Origin of the sequence: Enhygromyxa salina (genome assembly GCF_002994635.1) — a bacterium.
Classification (GTDB): domain Bacteria; phylum Myxococcota_A; class Polyangia; order Nannocystales; family Nannocystaceae; genus Plesiocystis; species Plesiocystis salina_B.
On record NZ_PVNL01000041.1, the window covers coordinates 70,078 to 92,563 of the forward strand.

The 22,486-nt window shown below is 70.1% G+C and carries 10 protein-coding genes; 9 read left to right on the forward strand and 1 reads right to left on the reverse strand.

The window, feature by feature from the left end; translation table 11 throughout:
* Nucleotides 1-227: 227 nt before the first annotated feature.
* From ENSA7_RS08830 to ENSA7_RS08870, 9 genes are all read left to right on the forward strand, one after another.
* A complete protein-coding gene (locus tag ENSA7_RS08830) occupies nucleotides 228-1,598 on the forward strand; it encodes a class I adenylate-forming enzyme family protein (protein ID WP_106088778.1) in 1,371 nt (456 codons plus the stop codon).
* Between the two features lie 40 nt (nucleotides 1,599-1,638).
* The gene (locus tag ENSA7_RS08835; RefSeq protein ID WP_181233507.1) at nucleotides 1,639-1,914 is read left to right on the forward strand and encodes an acyl carrier protein; all 276 of its coding nucleotides are present in this window, start codon (nucleotides 1,639-1,641) and stop codon (nucleotides 1,912-1,914) included.
* Complete coding sequence (locus ENSA7_RS08840) at nucleotides 1,911-3,200, forward strand: coproporphyrinogen-III oxidase family protein (protein ID WP_244923758.1); 1,290 nt, start codon at nucleotides 1,911-1,913, stop codon at nucleotides 3,198-3,200. Before ENSA7_RS08835 ends, ENSA7_RS08840 begins: the two co-directional genes overlap by 4 nt.
* 5 nt (nucleotides 3,201-3,205) lie before the next feature.
* Nucleotides 3,206-4,252, forward strand: coding sequence for a hypothetical protein (locus ENSA7_RS08845; RefSeq protein ID WP_106088780.1), 1,047 nt, complete (start codon nucleotides 3,206-3,208; stop codon nucleotides 4,250-4,252).
* Nucleotides 4,249-6,072, forward strand: a complete 1,824-nt coding sequence (locus ENSA7_RS08850; protein ID WP_106088781.1) for a sulfotransferase — start codon at nucleotides 4,249-4,251, stop codon at nucleotides 6,070-6,072. Before ENSA7_RS08845 ends, ENSA7_RS08850 begins: the two co-directional genes overlap by 4 nt.
* On the forward strand, nucleotides 6,069-7,418 hold the full coding sequence (locus ENSA7_RS08855; protein WP_106088782.1) for an aspartate aminotransferase family protein: 1,350 nt from the start codon (nucleotides 6,069-6,071) through the stop codon (nucleotides 7,416-7,418). The genes ENSA7_RS08850 and ENSA7_RS08855 overlap by 4 nt, the downstream gene beginning before the upstream one ends.
* 89 nt (nucleotides 7,419-7,507) lie before the next feature.
* Nucleotides 7,508-8,038: a YcjF family protein gene (locus tag ENSA7_RS08860; RefSeq protein ID WP_106088783.1), complete on the forward strand. Its 531-nt coding sequence runs from the start codon at nucleotides 7,508-7,510 to the stop codon at nucleotides 8,036-8,038.
* Between the two features lie 6 nt (nucleotides 8,039-8,044).
* Nucleotides 8,045-8,362, forward strand: a complete 318-nt coding sequence (locus tag ENSA7_RS08865; RefSeq protein WP_106088784.1) for a hypothetical protein — start codon at nucleotides 8,045-8,047, stop codon at nucleotides 8,360-8,362.
* A complete protein-coding gene (locus tag ENSA7_RS08870; protein WP_106088785.1) occupies nucleotides 8,355-9,329 on the forward strand; it encodes a prohibitin family protein in 975 nt (324 codons plus the stop codon). The genes ENSA7_RS08865 and ENSA7_RS08870 overlap by 8 nt, the downstream gene beginning before the upstream one ends.
* Nucleotides 9,330-9,374: 45 nt before the next feature.
* Here the strand turns inward: ENSA7_RS08870 and ENSA7_RS08875 are convergent, their stop codons facing one another.
* Nucleotides 9,375-22,376 (reverse strand): non-ribosomal peptide synthetase, encoded by a 13,002-nt coding sequence (locus ENSA7_RS08875; protein WP_181233509.1) that lies wholly within the window; start codon nucleotides 22,374-22,376, stop codon nucleotides 9,375-9,377.
* Nucleotides 22,377-22,486 lie beyond the last annotated feature (110 nt).

The following is a 22,486-nucleotide window of genomic DNA, read 5'->3' on the forward strand; positions in this document are numbered from 1 at the left end:
AGTTTCGAAATTTTTTGGCAATATCTTGGGTTCGCGTGCCACGGCCTACGTGATCTGATGCATCTTTTTCCCCTCTGGCGCATGACTTTACAAGTTTGGGCATACACTGCGGCCTACGTACAATCGACTCGTCCGTGAATCCATCGATGCACCTCGGCCGGCCGCGCGCTCGCGCGCTCGGGCTGCGACTGACAGACCGCGCAGGGTCTCTATCTGACGGTCGGTTCATGCTGGCTTACGCCGCGTTTGCGCAGCCGCTCGCGCGGATCGAGGCCGCGCTCGCGCAGCTCGGCGTCACCGACGACAGCGACCCGATCCTGTTCGAGTGTGCCAACACTGTCCCGGGGCTGCTCACGCTCCTGGCCCTGCTCACGCTCGAGCGCAGCTTCGTGCTCGTGCCGCCGCCGCGCCCCGGGCTCGACCTGCCCGCGCCCGCGTTTTGTCGCTGGCGGCTGCGCACCAACGAAGACGCAGACACGCGGCCCGACGCGCCCGCGAGCTTCCTGCGCGCCGAGCCGATCGCCGACCACCAGCCGCTGCCGGCAGACTCGAAGCTGCGCAGCAGCAGGCTGCTGCTGCGGACCTCCGGCAGCCTCGGCTCGCCCAAGCTCGTCGTCCACACCCACGACGGCGCGCTCGCCAACGCCTGCAACACGATCGAGCGTCTCGGTCTGCGCGCGGACGATCGCGTGTTCATTCCGGTCCCGGTCGCGCACATGTTTGGGCTCGGCGCCGCGCTGCTGCCAGCCCTCGTCGTCGGCGCGAGCGTGGAGGTGCTGGCCAACGCCAACTTGCTGCGCTACCTCGAACGCGAGCGCAGCTTCGCGCCCACGGTCGCGTACTCGACCCCCAACCTGTGCGCGACGCTGGTCCGTCCGCGCGCGGCCCCGGCCCACTATCGGCACGTCGTCGTCGCCGGCGACAAGCTCAGCCCCGAGCTGTTTGCCAAGCTCGAAACCATTTATACACGCGTCGTCAGTCTCTACGGATCGACGGAGCTCGGGGTCATCTGTGCCGCCGATCCACGCGAGGCCGAGGGGCCCCGCGCGGCCACTGTCGGCCACCCGCTGCCGGGCGTCGAGCTCGAGCTCGAGCTCGAGTTGGGCACCAACCCCAGCGCAGAGGGTGAGCTCGTGTGCCGCCACCCGTTCCCGTTCGAGTCCTACGTCGACGCCAGCGGCGCCCTGATTCAAAGTCCGAGCGGGTCGAGCTTCGCGACCCGTGACCTCGCCCGGATCCACGAGGGCGGTCTCGTCGAGCTGCTCGGCCGCTGCGATCACGCGGTCAAGCGCGACGGTCGGCTGGTCGCGCTCGCACAGGTTGAGCGCGCGCTCGAGCGGCTGCCCATGGTCGCCCGCGCCGCGGTCGTCGTCGCCGCTGAGCAGACCCCGCGCGGTCGGGCCATTGCTGCCTTTTGTGTCGCGGTGCCGGGCTCGTCGATCGACGCGGCCCAGGTTCGCGACGCCTGCCGTGACAGCCTCCCCGCCTACGCCATCCCCGATCGTGTGGTCGAGCTCGAGGCCCTGCCCCTGCTCGCTAGCGGCAAGCTCGATCGCCACACCCTGGCCCAACAACTGACTCCCACCCCCGGGGAGTGAAACCAACACCATGCACGCACACCAGGCTCAAACCGACCCCGTGGCGCTCATCGAAGAGCTGACCAACATGATCGCCCACAAGCTCGATGTTCGCATCGACGAGGCCGACATCACCCCCACGGTCCCCCTGCTCGAGGGCGGGCTGCTGCTCGACTCCATGATCTTGTTCGAGCTGATCACGCTGATCGAGCAGCGCTACGAGGTCGTGTTCCCGAGCGACGGTCTCAACACGGAGAACTTCGCCAACCTCACGGTCCTCGCGGGCCACGTCAACGGGCTGATCGCGGCCAAGGCCGGACAGGGAGGTCGAGGATGACCATCAAGCTTCCAATGTTGAACGCGGACGCGAAGCCCGACGCCGAGGAGCCGTCGCGCCGCGGGTTCCTGGTCAACTACCCCCACTTTCGCCACTGGCGACCCGAGGCGGCCACGGCGTTCGCCGAGCCCAAGCCGCTGAACGTCTACGTGCACGTGCCCTACTGCGTGCAGCGCTGCGCCTACTGTTTCTACAAGGTCACGACCCTCGGCGACAACCGCAAGGCCCAGATCGATCGCTACGTCGACGCCCTGTGCACGGAGATCGAGCGGGTCAGTGAGCGCTTCCACCTGCGCGAGCAGCCTGTCGAGACCATCTACTTTGGCGGCGGCACGCCGACGCTGCTGTCCAAGGACAACCTCAGCCGGGTGTTCGACACGCTCCACCGGTGCCTGAACATCGCCGAGCCAGAGATCACCGTCGAGGCCGAGCCCGTCACCTTGATCCAGACCAAGGCCGACCATCTGCAGTCGCTGGGCGTCAGCCGGATCAGCATGGGCATCCAGTCCTTCAAGGACGAGATCGTGTCGCAGACCGGCCGGGTCGACACCGAGGCTCACATGCTCCGGGCGATCGAGATCGCGATGGGCACCGGCGCGGCGGTCAACATCGATCTCATGAGCGGCCTCGCTGGCGAGACCGACGAGACCTGGGACTACTCGGTGACCCGGGCGATCGAGAGCGGCGTCCACTCGCTGACCGTCTACAAGACCGAGATCTACCCCAACAGCAGCTACTACGCCGGGATCAAGCGCAACACCTTGCTGCTGCCAACCGACGACGACGAGCTGCGCTACACCAAGCACGCGATCGAGCGGTTCGAGGCGGCCGGCTACGAGGCCGTCAACTTCTTCACCTTCGTCAAGCACAAGAGCTACATGCAGCGCCACGCGACCAACTCGTGGCGCGGCGGCGAGATCTACGGCTTTGGTGTGTCGGCGTTCGGCATGATGCACGGAACGACGCTGCAAAACTCGAGCGAGATCGGACGCTACATCGATCACATCGAGGCCGGCGAGCTCCCGCTCGCGCGCGGCTACCAGCTGTCGGCCCGCGAGCGCATGACCCGTGACCTGGCCCTGGGGATCAAGCTGCTGCGCTTCGACCGTGTCGAGTTTAGGCGCCGCTACGGCTACGACGTCATGGACGTGTGTGGACCGACCATCTCGGCCCTGGCCGAAGAGGGCTACGTCGAGCTGCTCGACGACACGCTCGCGATGACGCGCAAGGGGATGCTGTGGGGTGACTACGTCGGCCACAACATCGTCGCGGCCATGGAGGGCTGAGTCGCATGTACTGCTTGATCAGCGTGGTGCTCGGCGACTGGCGGGCAATCCACGCCGAGGCCCAGGGCTACAAGCGACAGATCCTCGCGGCCGCGAGCGCCGAGGGTGTCCCGCGCCCGCCAGTGTTTCGCGCGAGTCGGGGCCTGCTGCTGCTGGTCGACTGGGACGGTCAGCGGGTGCTGGGGGCCCGCGAGCTGGCCAAGCCCACGGGCTTCGTGGTCGACGACGACAAGATCCACGTCGCGCTGTGGGACGAGGACGCGGTCGCAACCCTCGTCAACGGTGAGCTGCAGCCGCGCGCGCAGCACCGCTGGTTCAACCACATTCACACCCTCGACACGACCGCGCGCGGGCTGCTGCTGTCGAGCTCGGGCAGCGACCTGATCGCCGAGGTCGACGCCGATGGCGAGCTGGTGTGGGCCTACTTCATGTTCGAGCACGGCTACGCCGATCGTGTTCGGCTCGCGCGCAGCTTCGACCGAGGGCGGGACTACAACCAGCGCTACCTGCCGGCCGCGCTCACCACCCACCCCAACTCGGCGATCCTCGTCGGCGACACCGTGCTGGCGACCTTGTTCAGCACCGGCGAGCTCGTCGCGATCGATCGCTCGACGGGCGCGCTCGAGGTCGTGTTGAACGGGCTCACCCGGCCGCACTCGATTCGCCGCCGGGCCGAGGGCGGCTACATCCTCAGCGACACCGAGGCCCGACGGGTGCTGTTGCTCGACGACAGCTTCGCGGTCGTGGCCGAGCTGGCCGTCGACGCGCCGTGGATCCAAGACGCGGTCCTCGCTGGCGAGCGGCTGTTGGTCGTCGCCAACCGGCGCATCGTCATGGGTGCGTTCGACGACACAGCCAACGGGGGCGACGCCAACGGGGGTGACAACAGCGTCGTCGAGCTGCGTGATGGCGTCGCTGCCCGCCGGCTCGGGTTCGGGCCCGACAACCGGATCTACATGGTCGAGCCGCTGACCGGCGCTCAGGCGACGCGGCTCGAGCCCAACTTCCGTGATACGCTCGCGCTCGATTGGTTGGACTGGTGGCAGGCATGACCGCGCGGATCGGGCAGCGCTTCGACGTCCGCGCGCTCGTGGCCGAGCTCGACGGCCTCGACTTCGCCGAGTGGCAGCCCTATCCGCGCGCGGTCCTGGGCGAGCAAGCGCTGCCGCTGATCTGCGTCGGCGGTGCGGCGAACTTCGACTTCCCGCTCGCGGGCCCGCTCGCACAGCACATCGACCTCGACCTGGTGCCGGCGCTGCGCCGGGCGCTGGCGGCCCTGGCCTGCGACGGCGCGCTCGGTCGCTGTCGGCTGAGCTGCACCCGCGCGGGCGCGGTGGTCTCGGCCAGCGAGCCGTGGTCGCACCATGGCTCGCGCTACACCACGTGGTGCCTGGTGCTCGTCTGTGATGGGGTCGAGCTGCACGACGCAGTCGGCTCGCCCGGCGTCCCGCTCGCGGCTGGCGACCTGTGGCAGATCGATGCGGGCCTCGACGGCGCGCAGCTGCGCAACACGGGGTCGCGCGACTGCGTGTTGCTGGTGGTCGAGCGCCGCAGCCCTGCCCGCCCACCGAGCTCCCCGAGCGAGCTGTGGGTTGATCACGCGGATGCCTTGCCCGTCGAGGGGTACCGGTTCGAGGTCCTCGAGCCCGAGCAATTCGAGGCCGCAGCCCAGGCGATCGTCGCCGCGCCCACGCTCGAGGTCCGCGACCCCGACAGCTTGCGCGTGGGCGTGACCGACATCGCCCGACGCTGGCGCGCGAGCTTCCAGCGCCACGGTCACAGCAGCTCCGGCGAGCTCGCCTACCGCGATCTGCTGCTCGAGTTTCGCGACCGCGTGCTCGTCAAGCTGCCGCCGGACGCCCGCCGCTCGGCGCTGTGTATTGCGACCTCGCTCGACTTTGGGCCCCGGCCGCCCGCGCAGCCGCGTCGCCCTCAGCGGCGCGCGCGGGCGAGCGCCAGCGGGCCTGAAAGTACGCCACGGTTCGACCGCCCGCTGATCGTCGTGTCCGCGCCGCGGTCCGGGAGCACGCTGCTGTTCGATCTGCTCGCGCGGCTGCCCGAAGTCTGGACGATCGGCGGCGAGAGCCACGAGATCATCCGGGGGATCCCCGAGCTGCACCCCGCTGCCCACGGCTACATCTCCGATCGCCTCCGCGCGGACGCGGCCACGCCCGAGATCGCGGCGGCCCTGCACCAGGGGTTCGCGCGGCGCCTCGTCGATCACCAGGGCCAGGCGTACACGCAGCTCGAGCCCGAGGCCCGACCGGCGTCGCTTCGCTTGGTCGAGAAGACCCCGGCCAACGCCCTGCGCATCCCGTTCTTGCGGGCCTGCTTCCCCGACGCCCGCTTCGTTCACCTGGTCCGCGAACCCGAGCCCACTGTCAGCAGCCTCGTCGAGGGTTGGCGCTCGCGTCGATTCGTCGCGTACCGCGATCTGCCGGGCTGGCCCCACCGCGACTGGAGCTTCTTGCTGCCACCTGGCTGGCGCGAGCTGGCCGAGCGGCCCGTGATCGAGATCGCCGCCTACCAGTGGCGCGTCGCCAACCAGACGATCCTCGCCGACCTCGAGCAGGTCCCGCCGGATCAGCAGCTGCGCCTGCGCTACGCCGAGCTCGTCCATGACCCACGCGAGGTGCTGGCCAGGGTCGCGCGCTTCGCCGAGCTCGAGCTCGATCTCGCCCTCGATGCCGAGCTGCAGCGGCGCGCGCCCCCGCTCACGCAAGTCACGATCTCCCCGCCTCGCGCCGACAAGTGGCGCCGCCACGAGCACGAGCTCGCGTCGCTGGCGGCAGCCTTCGATCTCGGGCGCGATCTCGGGTTCGATCGGGGCGCGCCGCTCGAGCTCAACCCCAACGCCGAGGTCCGCCGATGAGCGACGACCCGCGCCAGCACCGGTATCTCGCCGCGCTCGCCGAGCGCTACACCCAGCGCACCCGCGGCTCCCAGCTGACCCGCGAGGCGGCCTGGCCCGCGCTCGCCGACGGCCGGATGTCGCAGGGCTACTTCTCGACAGCCCCCGAGCCGGCCCGCGAACGCTGGCGGGCAACCAAGCAGCTGCGGCACTCGATCGTCGCCACGCGCAGCCAGGGCCCGCTCGTCTGGGACATCGACGGCAACGAGTACATCGATTTTTGCCTCGGCTTTGGTGTTCACTTGTTCGGCCACCGGCCCGCCTTCATCGAGGACGCGCTGCGGGCCCAGCTCGAGCGTGGCTTGCCGATCGGGTTTGAGAACCCGCTCACGAATCGAGTCGCGGCCAACATCGCGCGGCTGACGGGGTCCGAGCGTGTCGGGTTTTGCAACACTGGTGCCGAGGCGGTGATGGGCGCGCTGCGCCTGGCTCGGGCCGCGACCGGGCGCGATCGGATCGCCGTGTTCGCCGGCGCCTACCATGGCGGACACGACTCGGTGCTCCCGCTCGGCCAAACCCGCGGGGTCTCGGCCAACCAGCGGGCGGACACGCTCGTGCTCGAGTACGGCGACGCCCGCAGCCTGGCTCAGATCGACGCCCACGCCGACCAGCTCGCCGCCGTGCTCGTCGAGCCGGTCCAGGCCAGCAACCCGGGCCTGCAGCCGGCCGAGTTCCTCCACGAGCTGCGCGAGCTGACCTCGGCGCACGACATCGCGCTGATCTTCGACGACGTCCTGCTCGGCTTTCGGATCCACGCGGGCGGCAGTCAGGCCCACTTCGACATCCGGGCCGACATCGCCACCTTCGGCAAGATCGTCGGGGGTGGGCTGCCGATCGGCGTCGTCGCCGGCTCGGCCCGCTACCTCGACGCCCTCGACGGCGGCCGCTGGTCTGCCCACGACAGCAGCCAGCCCGGTGGCGACAAGATCTGGCTGGCCGGGACTTTCAGCAAGAACCCAATGACGATGGCGGCGGCCCACGCGGTGACCGAGCAGCTCCTGGCCGCCGGCCCCGAGCTCCAGCTCGGCCTCAACGACGCGACAGCGCGCTTGTGTGATCGCACCAACACCTGGCTGCGCAACCATTCACTGCCCGTCGAGCTGGTCCGCTGTGGCTCCCTGTTTCGCCTGTGTGCCCCCCCACAGCTGTGGCCGGTCATGGCCGAGCTGCGCATGCGTGGGGTGTTTGCGTTCGACGGTATGGTCTTCTTTGTGTCCACGGCCCACAGCGAGACCCAACTGCAACAATTCGAGGCTGCACTTCAGAGCAGCCTCCTCGCCTTGCGCGATGGTGGGTTCACGACCTGAACCCAGCATCTCGTGAGCTCTCACGACCCTCAGTCGGCGCGCCAAGCCGCGCCTGTGTTAGTCTCTCTCACTCGAAAAGGACCTGGTCGATGATCACTGATTCGAATTCCGCTCCCACCTCGCAAGTCACTGTCGATCCGGCCGCGCGCCTCGATCTCGCCAACCTCTCGGTCCAGCGCAACGTCTACTGGGCGATGGGCGCGGGCGTTCTGCCCCTGCCGCTCTTCGACCTCGTTGCGATCACCGGTGTGCAGCTCAAGATGCTGCGCGAGCTCTCCAAGATCTACGACGTCGCGTTCAAGGAAGGCGTGGCCAAGAAGGCCGTGACCTCGCTGCTCGTCGGGATCGGCGGCGTCGGGATCGGCGGCGTCATCGGGTTGAGCATGTTCAAGTTTGTCCCCTTCGTCGGCCCGGCGCTCGGCGTCGTCAGCGTCCCCGTGGTCTCGGGCATGCTGACCCACGCGGTTGGCCGCACCTTCGTCATGCACTTCGAAGCTGGCGGGACCTTGCTCGACTTCGACGCCAAGAAAATGCGCGCCTACTTCAAAGAGGAGTACGGCAACGCCAAGGACGTGGTCGAGAACATGCAAAAACCCAAGGGCGCGACCCAGTCGGCCTGAGCCACCTTGGAGATCGGGCCCTTCCTCCACGTCGGGCTGGTCATCTTGACCATCCTGGTCGTGGCGCTCGCGGGCAGCACGAGGCGACTTGGCTTCGGGCTGACGCTGCTGTTGTCAATTGTGCTGACCCCGATCGGCGGCTTCATCGTAACGATGCTGTCGGGGGCGCGCCAGCGCAAGCCCAAGCGCAAGCCCAAACCCAAGCGGCGCTGGTCGTGGTTCAGGCGCGCGCCAGCAGCCGAGGCCAACCAAACCCAGCGTGAGCCGATCACTAACCAGGCGGCGGCGCCGCCCAACCAGACGACAGGGCTCGAGGTTGGCTGAGTACGACAACACTGGAGATCAGGAGGACGACGAGTTCGAACCTCTGACCTGGCGCGACCGGACCTACAACTGGTTTCAGCGGGTCAGCTTCCTGGTCTACTCGATCATCATCGTGGTCTTGCTGGCGCTCGGCATGCTCTGGCCCCGGGTGTTCATCGTCGTCGAGTCCGGTCACCACGCCGTCAAGTACGAGCCGCTCGGCGGCGGCACGGTCACCAACCCCGAGCACCTCTACGGCGAGGGCATCCACGTGATCGTCCCGTGGGACTCGCTGTACATCTACGAGACCCGGCTGCAGCAGCGCTTCTTGGAGTTCAACATGCTGAGCGACGAGGGCCTCAGCCTCGAAATCGTGATCTCGGTCCGCTACCGGCCCGAGCGCGACATGCTCGGCTTCCTCCACCAGGACATTGGAACCGAGTACTACGAGCGCCTGATCCGGCCGCAACTCGAGGCCCACGTCCGCGAGACCCTGGGCCACCGCCCGGCGCACGAGATCTACTCGAGCGCCGGAGACCTCGTCCAGGAGCTCAACCACGTCACGACGCTCACGCGCATCGGCGACGCCACGAAGCCCTACGTCATCGTCCAGGAGGTCAAGCTCGTCAACGTCGACCTGCCCGACATCGTCGATCAGGCGATCGCCGATCGCTACCGGCAAGAGCAGCTTCGGCTCGAGTACGACGACCGGCTGTTGCGCGAAGAGAAGGAGGCCGAGCGCAAGCGGATCGAGGCCAAGGGCATCGCCGACTACAACGACATCATCGGCCCCGACTCGCTGCGCTGGCGTGACATCGAGGCAGTCAAGGCGCTCGCGGAGTCCCCGAACGCCAAGATCATCATGCTCGGCGGCGGCGGCACGAGTCAGGATGGGCAGCCGCCGCTGATGTTCAGCCTCAGCACCGCACCCGAGCAGGACCAGACACCCGTCGTCGTTCAGCCCAATTCGGCCACCCCTGCGCCCTGATGGTTCCTGAGCGCTGCTGATCGATCCCGAGCGTTGGGTTGCGAGTCAATCCTGCATGCCCTCGCGCGAGTGGCCTGAGCTCAGGACCGTGCCCAATGCCGAGACCAGGGCCGAGCTCGGCTGGCGAGGATCCGCGACGATCACCGCCAGCAAGGCCACCAGTCGATCGGCGATCGCCCGGATCGTGGTCGGCTCGAACAGGTCCGTCGCGTAGCGCAAGAACCCGCGCAACCCCGCCTCGTCGTGGGTCAATGAGGCCGTCAGCTCGAATCGGCTGAGCTCCTCGACCTCGGGCTGGGGCAGCGGCTCGACGGAGATCGCGGCACCGAGCGTGGACTCGAACGGGCTGCCCTGATGGAACATCAAGGTGCTCTGGACCAGCGGGATCCCCACGCCGTCGTCGTGACCGAGGGCCTCGAGGATCGCGTCGAACGGCGCGGCCTGATCCGCGACGGCCTCGTGGCTGCCCCGGCGGACCCGGGCGAGGAGCTCGACGAAGCTGGGGTCGCCCGACAGATCGGTGCGCACGGCCAGCGGGTTGATGAAGCAGCCGATCAGCGCCTCCACGTCAGGGTGCGCCCGGTTGGCGCTCATGGTGCCGACCACGACATCCTGGGCGCCGCACAGATCCCCGAGCAGCAGCTGCCATGCGGCGAGCAGGACCACGAACATGGTCGTGCCCTGGGCCTCGGCGAGCTGCTCGAGCGCGCGCGCATGCTCGACCGGACAGCGCAGCCGCACGAGCGCCCCACGGTCGCTGCTGGGCTCGGGCCGAGCGTGATCGATCGGCAGCGCCAGACGCGGGGCATCGCGCAGACGCTCGCGCCCACGCGCGATCGCGGCCGCGTGGGCGCCGGTGCGCAGCGCTCGATCCTGGGCCCGCGCGAACCTGACGAAGCTCGTCGGCAACGGCTCCAGCTCGATCGCTCCTGCGCCTTGGGCCTGCTGATACAGCGCCCCGAGCTCGTCCATGAGGACGCGCAGCGACCAGCCGTCGCACACGATGTGCTCGACCTCGATGATCAGCGCGAGCTCTTCGGCGGCGAGGGTCACCAGCTCGATGCGCGCGAGCGGGACTGCGTCGGCGAACGGGCGGGTGAGCGCCACCTCCAGGCGCTCGGCGAGCGCACGCTCGCGGCCGGCCCGATCGAGATGCGTGAGATCGCTGTGGACCGGGACGACCCGCTCGGCGGCCACGACCCGCTGCCGCGGCTCGCCGTCGACCAGCTCGAGGACCGTGCGCAGGCTGGCTTGGCGCGCGACGAGGGACCCCAGGGCGGTCAGCAGCGCCGCGTGATCGAGGGGTCCGAGCAGCCGCAGGCCAAGCACCATGTTGTAGCTCCCGGTCCAGCTCGGTCGCTGCATCAGCCGCCAGATCCGCCGCTGGTTCGGCGACAAGACCCCCGCGCTCGCGGGGTCGCCCGGCGACTCGTCCGGCTCGTCGCGGACCTGGGCCCAGACCGCGACCTTCGCGAGCTCGACGAGGATCGGATGCGCGAACACCTGCTGGGCCGAGATCGTCAAGCCGCGCGCGCTGGCCCGGCTGATCACCCGCATGACCGCGAGCGAGTCGCCGCCGATCTGAAAGAAGTCGTCGTCGGCACCCACGCGCGCTCGCCCGAGCACGCTCGCCCAGATCTCGGCGAGCGCGAGCTCGACGGGGCCGCGCGGCGCCACGTAGGTCCGCTCGGGTCGCGCGTGCTGAGCCGCCAGCTCGACGAGCGCGCGGCGATCGAGCTTGTCGTTGGGGGTCCGCGGCAGCGCAGGCAGGGCCACGATGAGCGCCGGCAGCATGGCCGCAGACAGCTGCTCACGCAGCCCCACGGCGATCTCACCGGTGTCCGCGGGCGCGCCCGCGTCGACGGTCACGAACGCCACCAGCGCGCGCGCTTGCTCGCCACGCAAGCTCGCCAGCACCACCGCGGCCTCGACCACGCCCGGCGCGCGCTCGACCGCCGCCTCAATCTCACCGATCTCGATGCGCTGGCCTCGGATCTTGATCTGGGCGTCGGTGCGACCGAGGAACTCGAGGGTCCCATCCGCCAACCACCGGCAGCGATCCCCGGTCTGGTACATGCGGGCCCCGACGCCGCCCGAGGGGTCGGGCACGAAGCGCTCGGCGGTGAGCCCAGGGTGGCCCAGGTAGCCGCGCGCGAGCCCGATTCCCGCGATGTAGAGCTGACCGGGGACGCCGATCGGCACGGGCGACAGGCCAGCGTCGAGCACGTGCAGCTGGGTGTTGGCGATCGGCCGCCCGATCGGGGGCGGCCTGTGCGAGTCCGTGCTCGGCTCGAGCGAGCACCAGGCCGAGGTGACCGTCGTCTCCGTCGGGCCGTAGATGTTGAGCATGCGGCAGCGCGAGGCCCAACGATCGGCGAGCGCACGCGAGCACGCCTCACCCGCGACACCCAAGCACAGCCTCACTGCGTGCGCGGGCCGACGCGCAAACACTGCATCGGGGTCGACGGTCGCCAGCGCGCTCGGGGTCAGCGTGGCGACGTCGACGGTCGCCAGCTGCTCGGCGATGCACACCGGCGACAACCGCTGGGCCGACGTCAACATGACGAGGGTCGCCCCTGAACTCAGCGTGCTCCACAGCTCGTGGACCATGCCGTCGAAGGACACCGAGACAAACGCCATCGCCCGGCGGCCAGGCGCGTAGCCCTGCTCGCGCGCGGTGGCCTCGACGAGGTTGCCGAGGCCCGCGTGCGCGACGGCGACCGCCTTGGGCCGGCCCGTCGAGCCCGAGGTGAAGATCGCGTAGGCGAGGTTCTCGGGCGCCACGACCACGTCTGGCGCGACGATCGGCCAGTCGCCGTGCTGCTCGTCGAGGTCGACGTGGGCGCCCACGTTTGTCCACGCGGGCGCGTCGACGCTGCGGGTCAGCAGCGCCGCGAGCTCGGCGTCCTCGATCATCGCCCGCAGTCGCTGCGCCGGGTACTCCGGATCCAGGGGCACGTAGGCGGCACCCGCCGCGAGCACGGCGAGCACGGCGACGACGAGCTCGCAGGAGCGGTCGAGCAGGACACCGACGCGATCCTCCGGCCCGATCCCCGCGGCTCGCAGCGCGTGCGCGAGCCGATGAGCGCGGGCACACAGCTCGGCGTAGCTGAGCGCCTGCCCACCACACTCGACGGCGATCGCGTGGCCGGATCGCGCCGCCTGGTCCGCGACCCGCTCGTGCACGAGGCGATCGCTGGCGAGCGCGCGCGCGCTGTCGTTCCACGCCCGCAGCTGGGCGAGCTCACGGGTGTCGAGCAGCGCGATGGACTCGACGCTCACTCGCGGGTCCTCGACGACCGCCGCGAGCAGGCGCTCGAATTGATCCCAGACCCGCGCGATGGTCTCCGGCGCGAACAGATCAGCGCGGTACTCGAGCACCGCCTCGAGGCCGCCGGCCCGCGGCGTCAGGCCCAAGGTCAGCTCGAAGGCCGCCCCGTCGCGGCCGACCCCCACCAGCTCCCGGGCTTCGAGGCCAGGCAAGCCGAGCTGCTGGGTCGCCGCCTCGTCGAGCGCCAACATGGTCTGGACCAGGGGCGCGCGACCGGCCTCCCGATCGAGCTCGAGCGCCGCCACGACCCGATCGAAGGGCGCCCGCCCGTGCTCGAGGCCAGCGCTGAGCGTGGCCCGCACCCGCGCGAGCAGCTCGAGGAAGCTCGGCGCGCCCCCGAGGTCGCAGCGCAGCGCGAGCGTGTTGACGAACAGGCCGATCAAGCCCGCCGCGTCGGCGTGCTCGCGGTTGGACACCGGGATCCCCACGACGATCTCCTGCTGACCGTCGTAGCGACCCAGGAGCGCCGCCCAGGCCGCGAGCAGGACCATGAAGGGAGTGGCCCCGTTGGCCTGTGCGAGCGCCTGGAGGGCCGTGTAGCGCGGCTCCGAGAGCCGCCCAAAGTGCTGGCCGCCGCGAGCCGCCACGTGTGCCGAGCGCGGGGCGTCGGTTGGCATGCTCAGCACTGGCGCGTCGGCGAGCTGGGCCCGCCAGTAGTCGAGATCCCGATCGAGCGCTGGGCCGACATAGCGCGCGCGCTCCCACGCGACGTAGTCGCTGAACTGGATCGGCAAGGGCGGGAGCGTGGGCAGCTCGCCCCGAACGAAGGCCGCGTACCCAGCCCCGAGCTCGCGGTGCAGCACCTCGATCGACGCGCCGTCCACCACGATGTGGTGGATGACGATGACCAGCACGTGGGCGCGCGCGCCGTCGGTGATCAGATGCACGCGGATCAGGGGCCCGCGCTCGAGGTCGAAGGGCTGACTGATCCGGGCACGCAGGCGCTCGGCGATCACCTGGCTGTCACTGAAGCACGCCGGCTCGATCACCTCGACGTCGAGGTGATCGTGGAGCTTGGCGGCGTCCGGCTCGGCGATCCGCAGCACGACCGCGCCCTCGTGCTCGACGAAGCTGGTCCGCAGCGACTCATGCCGCTCGACCAGCCACCGCAGCGTCGCCGCGAGGGCACCGCGATCGAGCTGTCCGTCGAGTCGGTGCGCGCTGAACACGTTGTAGGCCGCGTCGTCGGGCTGGAGGCGCGCGGTGATCCACAGCCGCGCCTGCGAGGACGACAGCGGCACGGGCACGTCACGCGGCGCGCGTGGGATCGCCTCGTGTGTCGCGCTGGGCCCGACGCCGGTCGAGAGCTTCGCCGCGAGCCCGGCGATCGTCGGCGCTGCGAAGATCTCGCGGACCGGCAGCTCGACGCCGAGCGTCAGCTGGACCTGCGTGCTGAGCCGCGCCATCAGCAGCGAGTGGCCCCCGAGTTCGAAAAAATTGTCGTGGACACCGATGTCGTCGAGCCCCAGCAGCTGCGACCACAGGCCCGCCAGCGCGGCTTCGGTCGGCGTCCGGGGGGCGACGCCGGCTGCTCGCGCCCCGCGATCCAGGCGTGGCTCCGGCAGCGCGCGGCGATCGATCTTTCCGCTCGCCGTCGTTGGCAGCGCGTCGAGCTGCATGAACGACGCCGGCACCATGTAGCTCGGCAAGCGCTCGGTCAGCGCCGCCCGCAGCTGCGCCATCTCGAGATCACCAGCACCCCCGCCAACCACATAGGCGACCAGCTGCGTCGCCCCCTCGGCGGTTCGCCGGGCCTCGACCACGCACTGCCGCACCTGCGCCTGCTCGAGCAGCGCTGCTTCGATCTCGCCCAGCTCGACCCGAAACCCGCGAACCTGGACCTGACGATCGACCCGCCCCAGGTACTCGAGCACGCCGTCGCGCCGCCACCGGCACTGGTCCCCCGTGCGATAGATTCGCGCGCCCGAGCGGCCGAACGGATCCGGCACGAAGCGCGCCGCCGTCACGCCCGGCCGACCCACGTAGCCCCGGGCCAGCGCCACGCCGCCGATGTACAGCTCACCGCGGGCGCCGATCGGCACACGCCGCAGATGTTGATCCAACACGTGCAGCTGGGTGTTGGCGCTCGGCCGCCCGATCGGCAGGTTGTCCGCGTCCGGGTCCAGCTCGCGCGCCTCCCAGTACGCGACCGACACCGTCGCCTCCGTCGGCCCGTAGGCGTTCACGATGCGCCGCCCGCCGCCGCCCGCCGCGAGGAAGCGCCGCGCGTCCGCGACCGGGCACGCCTCCCCACCCACGATCGCCACCCGCAGCGCGGGCAGCTCGCTCGGATCCACAAATGGCAGCAGCGCTGGCGGGATGTCGATGATCTCGACCGCCTCGGCCCGCAGGAGCTCGACCAGCGCGTCGGGAGACCCCCGCTCATGGGCGCTCGCCAAGACCACGCGCGCGCCGATCGACAGCGGCACGAACAGCTGCGAGACCGACGCGTCGAACGAGAACGACGCGAACTGCAAGAACGGTGTCCCCGCCGTCAGCTCGAACCGGCGCAGCTCGTCCGCGATCAGGTTGACGACCCCGCGGTGCGCGAGCGCGACACCCTTGGGCTGGCCCGTCGAGCCCGACGTGTAGATCACATACGCGAGGTTGTCCGGGCTCGTCCGCTGCTCGGGCGAGCTGACGGGCATGCCCGCGAGCGCGTCGCCCAGGCTGTCGAGGTCGAGCCGGTTGGTCCCCTCGGGCCACTCGAGCGTCACCGTCGAGTCGCTCAGCAACACCCGCAGCCCAGCGTCGCGGGCCATGAACTGCAGCCGGTTGTCTGGGTAGCTGGGATCCAGCGGCACGTACGCCGCTCCGGCGCTCAGCACCGCCAGCATCGCAACCGCAAAGTCGACCGAGCGCTGCAGGCAGATCCCGACCCGATCCTCCGGGCCCACGCCCAGCTCGCGCAGGTGATGCGCCAACCGATAGGCCCGCGCAGCCAGCCCGGCGTAGGTCAGCGATGTCCCCTCGAACACCACAGCGACCGCGTCCGGCGTCCGCCGGACTTGCTCCGCGAACAGCTCGTGGATGCACAGGTGATCCCGATTGCTCCGCGCCGTGTCGTTCCACGCCAGCAACAGCTCGCGCTCCGCCGCCGTCAGCATCGGCAGCGCGCTCAGCCGAACCGAGGGATCCGCCCCCATGCCCGTCAGCACCTGGCCCAGGTGCGCCGTCAGCCGCTCGACCGTCTCGCGCTCGAACAAGTCCGCCGCGTACTCCAGCCCGCCGCGCAGCCCCCCAGGTGTCGACGCCAGGCTCAGCGTCAGGTCGAACTTGGCGATCTCGCTGTCGAGCTCGAGCGTCGCGAGCTCGACAGGCCCGAGCGTCACCGCCTCGGGTGGCGCGTCATCGAGGGCCAGCATGACCTGAAACACCGGCGTCCGACTGGTGTCGCGCGCGACCGCCAGCGCGTCCACGACACGCTCGAACGGCGCGTCCTGGTTCGCGTAGGCGTCGAGCATTGTCTGTCGCACTCGGCTCACCAACTCTTGCGTCGTCGGGTCTCCCTCGAGCGTCACCCGCAGCGCCAGCGTGTTCACGAACAAGCCGACCACGCCCTCGAACTCAGCCCGGTTGCGGTTTGCGATCGGGCTGCCCACGACGATGTCCTGTTGCTGGGCCCAGCGACCCAGCACCACCGCGAACCCAGCGAGCAGCACCATGAACGGCGTGGCCCCAGCCCGCCGGGCGAGGGCCTCGATCCCAGCGCTCAACTCGACGTCGAACCCGACCGGCACCGTGCCGGGCCGGCTCGCTCGCATCGTTGGTCGCGGGTGGTCCGTCGGGAGCTCCAGCATCTCCGCGTCCGCCAGCGTCGCCTTCCAGTACTCGAGCTGCCGCGCGAGCGCCCCCGCTTCGAGCCAGGCCCGCTGCCACACGGCAAAGTCGGCGTAGTCGATGCGCGCCGCAGGCAAGCTCGGCGCCCCGCCGCCAGCGTACGCGCTGTAGGCATGGCTCAGCTCGCGCAGCAACACGCCCGTCGACCAGCCGTCGAACGCGACGTGGTGCACGTTGAGCAACAGCACGTGCGACCCCTCGTCGCGTCGCCACAGCTGCACACGCAGCAGCGGACCTTCGGCCAGATCGAAGCCCCCGACCGCGGCCTCGCGGACCCGCGCCAGCAACGTCGCGTCGTCGGCCACCTGCTCCGGCACCAGCGTCAGCGTGTGGGCGGTGGCGATCCGCTGGTATGCCCCATCCGCGTCGCTCGGCAGGCTCGTGCGCAGGGCCTCATGCCGGGCCACCAACCACGTCAGCGCCGACGCCAACGCCTCGACATCCAGCGGCCCGGTCAGCCGCAGCGCCAGCGGAATGTTGTACTCCGACGTGCCCGGCCGCAGCTGATCGAGGAACAACATGCGCGCTTGTGCATGCGACAGCGGCAGTCGCTGCCCTCGCGGCGCACGCTCGATCGGCCGGCGCTGTGCGAGCTGTTCGCCATCTGTATCGGCCCTTGCGTCCTCCACCAAACGCGCCAGCTCGGCCACCGTCGTCGCCTCGAACAGCGCGCGCAACGGCATCTCCACCCCGAGCGTCGAGACCATCCGGCTGGCGACCGTCGTCGCGCGCAGCGAGTTGCCCCCGAGCTCGAAAAAATCATCGTGGATCCCCACGTCGTCGAGCGCCAGCGCCTCGGACCAGATGCTCGCCAGCGCGGTCTCGGTCGGCGTCCGCGGGGCCACAAAACCACCCGACAGCGCCGCGCGATCCAGCTCGGGCGGGGGCAGTGCCTTGTGATCGATCTTCCCGTTCGGCGTCGACGGCAGCGCCTCCAGCCACACAAACGCCGACGGCACCATGTAGTCCGGCGCCGCCGCGCCGACCCACGCCCGGAGCTCCGTCACCGGTGTCCGCTCGCCGACCAGGTACGCGACCAAGCGGGCCTCGTTTGGGTCGTCACGCTGCGCGACCACGACACACTGCCGCACCGCCGGGTGGCCGCCGAGCACCGACTCGACCTCACCCAGCTCGATGCGAAATCCACGGATCTTGACCTGGTGATCCAGACGGCCGAGACACTCCAGGCTGCCGTCTGCTCGCCAGCGACACAGATCCCCGGTCCGATACATGCGACTACCCGGCGGCCCGAACGGATCCGGTACATAGCGCTCGGCTGTCAGCGCTGGCCGGCCCAGGTAGCCACGCGTGACAGCGACCCCCCCGACGTACAGCTCGCCCGGCACGCCGAGCGCTCGTAGACCGTGGTGTTCGTCGTACACGTACATGCTGACGTTTGCCACCGCTGGGCCCACGCTGACCCGCTCGAGATCGGCGCCTAGCGCCGTGCCCGTCATGTAGATCGTCACCTCGGTGGGGCCATACAACGTCCACATCCGGCCGGTGTGGCTGACCATGCGCCGAGCCAACTCGAGCGGCAGCGCCTCCCCGCCGCTCAGCGCCAGCAGCGACGGCGCGCCGGTCCAACCGGCGTCGAACATGCGCTGCCAGCCGCTCGGGGTCGCCTGCATGATCGTCACATGCTCGCGCTCGAGCAGCCGCGCGAGCGCGACGCAATCTTGGACCGTCTCGGCGCTCGCGACCACCGCCGTCACCCCGGCGACGAGCGAGCCAAGCAGCTCGAGCACCGAAGTATCGAAGCTCGGCGAGGCCACCGTCACCCACCGATCACCCGGGCCGTAGCCAAGCTTGTCCTGCAGCGCCGCGAACAAATTCACGACCGCCCGATGCGGCACACACACGCCCTTGGGCTGGCCCGTCGAACCCGACGTGTAGATCACGTACGCCGGGTTGTCCGGGTCGATCCGCTGCGCGGGCGCGCCTGCGGGCATGCCCGCCAGCACCTCGTCCAGCGTGTCGAGGTCGAGCCGACTCGTCCCCTGCGGCCACTCGAGCGCGACCCTCGAGTCGCTCAACAACACCCGCAGCCCAGCGTCGTTCACCATGAACTGCAGCCGGGTGTCCGGGTAGCTCGGATCGAGTGGCACGTACGCCGCGCCGGCGCTCAGCACCCCCAATAGCGCGACCACGAGCTCCACCGAGCGCTCGAGACAGATCCCCACCCGATCCTCCGGCCCCACCCCGAGCGCGCGCAGGTGATGCGCCAGACGATTCACCCGCGCAGCCAGCCCGGCGAAGCTCAGCGATGTCCCCTCGAACACCAGCGCCACCGCGTCCGGCGTCCGCCGGACTTGCGCCGCGAACAGCTCGTGAATGCACAGCTCATCCCGATCGACCCGCGCGGTCTCGCTCCACGCCAGCAACAGCTCGCGCTCCGCCGCCGTCAGCATCGGCAGCGCGCTCAGCCGAACCGAGGGTTCCGCCACCATGCCCGCCAGCACCTGGCGCAGATGGCCCGTCAGCCGCTCGACCGTCTCGCGCTCGAACAACTCCGCCGCGAACTCCAGCGACGCCCGATAGCCCGCCGCGCCGCGGACCAACGTCAAGCCGAGATCGAACTTGTTGGTGCCCTCGACCTCGCCGCCGACCGACTCGCCGACCTGCGAGAGCTTCGCACCCGCGAACTGCTCGCTAAACCACGACGCCTGCTCGAGCACCAACGCCACCCGCAGCAGTGGCGTGTCCCCCACCTCGCCGCGGGGCAGACCCGGCAGCGCGCCGAGGATCTCGTCGAGGGGCAGATCCGCGTGGCCGAGCGCGCCGTAGATCGACTGGCCCACCGCTTTGATGTTCGCCGCGAGCGAGCCCGCTCGCTCGAGCACGCAGCGGACCGGCAAGGTCTCGACGAACAGACCGATCGTGTGCTCGGCGTGCTTGACCGTGCGACCGCTGCTGATCACCCCGATCACCACGTCGCGCTGGCGGCTGTAGCGGTGCATGACGATCGCCCAGCTGGTCAGCAGGACCACGAAGGGCGTCACTCCGAGCCCCCGCGCGAGCGCGTCGATCTGGTCGGACAGCGCGGCCGCGAGCGCGAAGCTGACCTGGCCGCCACCTGGTTCGCGCCGCCCGGGCGGGTGATCCGTGGGTAGGTCGAGGGGCTCGGCGCCGTCGAGGTAGGCCGCCCACCAGCGCCGATGTTCGTCCGCCGCCCGAGGCTCCAGGCGCCGCGCCGCGATCAGCTCCGGGTACGACGGCGCGGCCGGCAGCCGCAGCGCGGGCGTCGAGTACAGCGCCTCGAGCTCGTGCATGAATCGGCCGAACGACCAGCCATCCGTGCCGATGTGATGCCACACGATCAGCAAGGCGCTCGAGTGCTCGCCCAGCCGCGCCAGCGTCACGCGCAGCAGCGGCGCCGAACCCAGGTCGAAGCACACCGCCGCCCGCTCCTGCACGAGCCGCGCGAACTCGCTGTCGGCGCACACCACCACGTCGACCGGCACGTCGAGCGCGGGCAAGATTTCTTGCTGGGGCCCCTGCGGTCCCTCGACGACGTGCATGCGCAGCTGGCCATGCCGGGCGACCAGCAGATCAACCGCGGTCTGCAGCCGCCGCAGGTCGATCGCCGCCTCGATCTTCGCGGCGAACTGAATGTTGTAGGTCTCGCGTCGCGCGAGCACACGGTCGAGGAAGTAGAGCCGAGCCTGGGCCGGGGACAGCGGATGCAGCGTCGGCTCGTCGCTGCGCGTGGGCGCGACAATGATCGGGTGTTGCGCTCGCCGCTCGCTCGCCGCCAGCACCAGCTCGACGAGGTCGCCGGGGACCGGCGACTTCAGGACCACGCTCGTGTCGAGCTCGACCTCGAACACATCCTCGAGTCGAACGATGAGCTGGACGAGCGCCACCGAGTCGAGGCCCAACTCGAGCAACGACGCCTCGGCCGAGACCGGCTCGTCGCCAGGCGCGTCCAGCACCTCGCCGATGATCTGCTGGACGCCCGCCAGCACGTGCGCGCGGCGTTGCGCTTCGGGGATGTCGGCGAGCGCGATGATCGGCGTGGGCCCACCGTCTCGTTGATCGCCGCGCGGTGCGTCCCACCGATGCAGCGTTGGCAGGGCCCCGTCGAGCAGCAGCTGCCGCATCGCGCCGCGCTGCAGCTTTCCGCTGGTGGTCTTGCGCACTGTATTGGGCGGACACAACACGATCACGCGCGGCCGCAGCCCGTGCGCGGCGATCCGCCCGAGGATCCGCTCGAACACTGGCTCGGGATCGGACAGGCGATCGAGCCGGACCTCGGCGAGGATCGCCAGCGCTTCACCCTGTTCCGTGGGCACGCCCACGGCGACGGCGAGCCCAGGTCGAAGCGCGTCGTGAGCATCGAGCAGCGAGGCCTCGAGATCCTGCGGGTGATGGTTGAGCCCACGGATGATGATGAGATCCTTGCGCCGACCGGTGACGTAGATCCGACGATCCCGGACAAACCCGAGGTCGCCGGTCCGCAGCCACGGGCCCGAGCCCTCGCCATGGATCTGCGCCCCGAAGGTCGCAGCCGACGCCTCGCCGAGGCCGCCGTCGCGGTCAAAATACCCGGCCCCGACCGAGGGACCGCGGACCCACAGCTCCCCGATCTCGTCCGCCGCCACCGGACTGCAGGTTTGCGGATCGATCGCCCGCACCTGCGTGCGCTCGCTGGCCACGCCACAGCTGGCGACCGCCAGCCCCTGGGCCTCGCCAACGACCACCTGCACACGCCCCCGCTGCAGCGCCGCCGGGTCGAGCTCCAAGAAGCGCATCCGGTCGCCGACCTGCTCCGCGCTGACCAGCGCCGTCGCCTCGGCCATGCCCAGCGCATGTGAGAAGGCCTCGGCGGCAAATCCGAACGGCGCATAGGTGGCCAAGAATCGTGTCTCCGTCGCGCGACGGATCGGCTCGGCGCCGTTGAGCGCCATCTGCCAGGTGCGCAGGTCGAGACCCTCGCGCTCGGCGGCCGAGGTCTTGGTCACCGCGAGGTCGTACGCAGCGTTGGGCGCGACGCTGTGGGTCCCCCGATAGCGAGAGATCGCTCGCAGCCAGCGAATTGGCCTGCGCAGGAACTCGTCCGCCCCGAGCGACACACAGCGCGCCCCACCAAACACCGGGATCATCACGGCATAGGAGAGCCCCATATCGTGAAAGGGAGGGACCCAACACACCATCGTCGAGCCCTCGCGGATTGCGTACACATCATCGTTCTCGACACAATTCCAGTAGAGGTTGGCATGCGACACCATCACCCCTTTGGGGTCGGAGGTCGAGCCCGATGTGTACTGCAGATAGGCCAACGACGCGGGCTTGATGGGACCCGGCGTGAACCCGACAGGTGGCAGCTGATCCGTAGCGAGCTGCTCGAGCCCGCTCACGAGCTCAGCCATCTCGGACACCGTCAGCACGATCCGCGGCGCTGCGGCGTCAACGATCGCTCGCAGCCGCTGCGCCGCTCGGCCGCCCTGGCTCGGGGCCTCGCCCGCGGCTGGAGCCGCGACGACCCCGGCCAGCAAGCAACCAAACAACGCCGGCGCAAACTCGAGCCCGGGCGGGTACACCAGCAACGCCCGCTCCCCGCTCAGACCCCGCTCGGACAGCGCCGCCGCGATCGCACACGCCCGCGCCCACAGCTGCGCGAAGGTCATGTGGATCGCCCCGGTCTCGCCCGCGCCGAGGTGGGTGTAGACGATCGCGTCCGGCTGCGACCGCGCCCGTTCGCGCAGGATGTCGACCAGCGTCGTCTCGTCCGGGGACCGCCGCACGGTCGCGGTATCGCCCGGAGGCGTGCTCGCGTGCTCGCGCTCGTCATTGGAGCGGGTGCCGGGCTTGGACGGTTCGTCGGTCGTGGTCATGGCGGTCGCGGCGATCGAGCGGGCCACGTCGTGTGGCATCGCCGAGTCGACATGCTCGCGCTCATGAGTGTAGACGTTTCGCCATGCCGATCCCATTCTCCCGAGCGCGGTTCAGTGACCAAGCCCACGTCAGGCTGGCACAGCGCCAG

Bases quoted from the DNA above. Each gene is read 5' to 3' on its own strand.
- ENSA7_RS08860 (WP_106088783.1), top strand. From the start codon at position 7,508: ATGATCACTGATTCGAATTCCGCTCCCACCTCGCAAGTCACTGTCGAT.
- ENSA7_RS08840 (WP_244923758.1), top strand. From the start codon at position 1,911: ATGACCATCAAGCTTCCAATGTTGAACGCGGACGCGAAGCCCGACGCC.
- ENSA7_RS08875 (WP_181233509.1), bottom strand. From the start codon at position 22,376: ATGCCACACGACGTGGCCCGCTCGATCGCCGCGACCGCCATGACCACG.
- ENSA7_RS08830 (WP_106088778.1), top strand. From the start codon at position 228: ATGCTGGCTTACGCCGCGTTTGCGCAGCCGCTCGCGCGGATCGAGGCC.
- ENSA7_RS08855 (WP_106088782.1), top strand. From the start codon at position 6,069: ATGAGCGACGACCCGCGCCAGCACCGGTATCTCGCCGCGCTCGCCGAG.
- ENSA7_RS08845 (WP_106088780.1), top strand. From the start codon at position 3,206: ATGTACTGCTTGATCAGCGTGGTGCTCGGCGACTGGCGGGCAATCCAC.
- ENSA7_RS08850 (WP_106088781.1), top strand. From the start codon at position 4,249: ATGACCGCGCGGATCGGGCAGCGCTTCGACGTCCGCGCGCTCGTGGCC.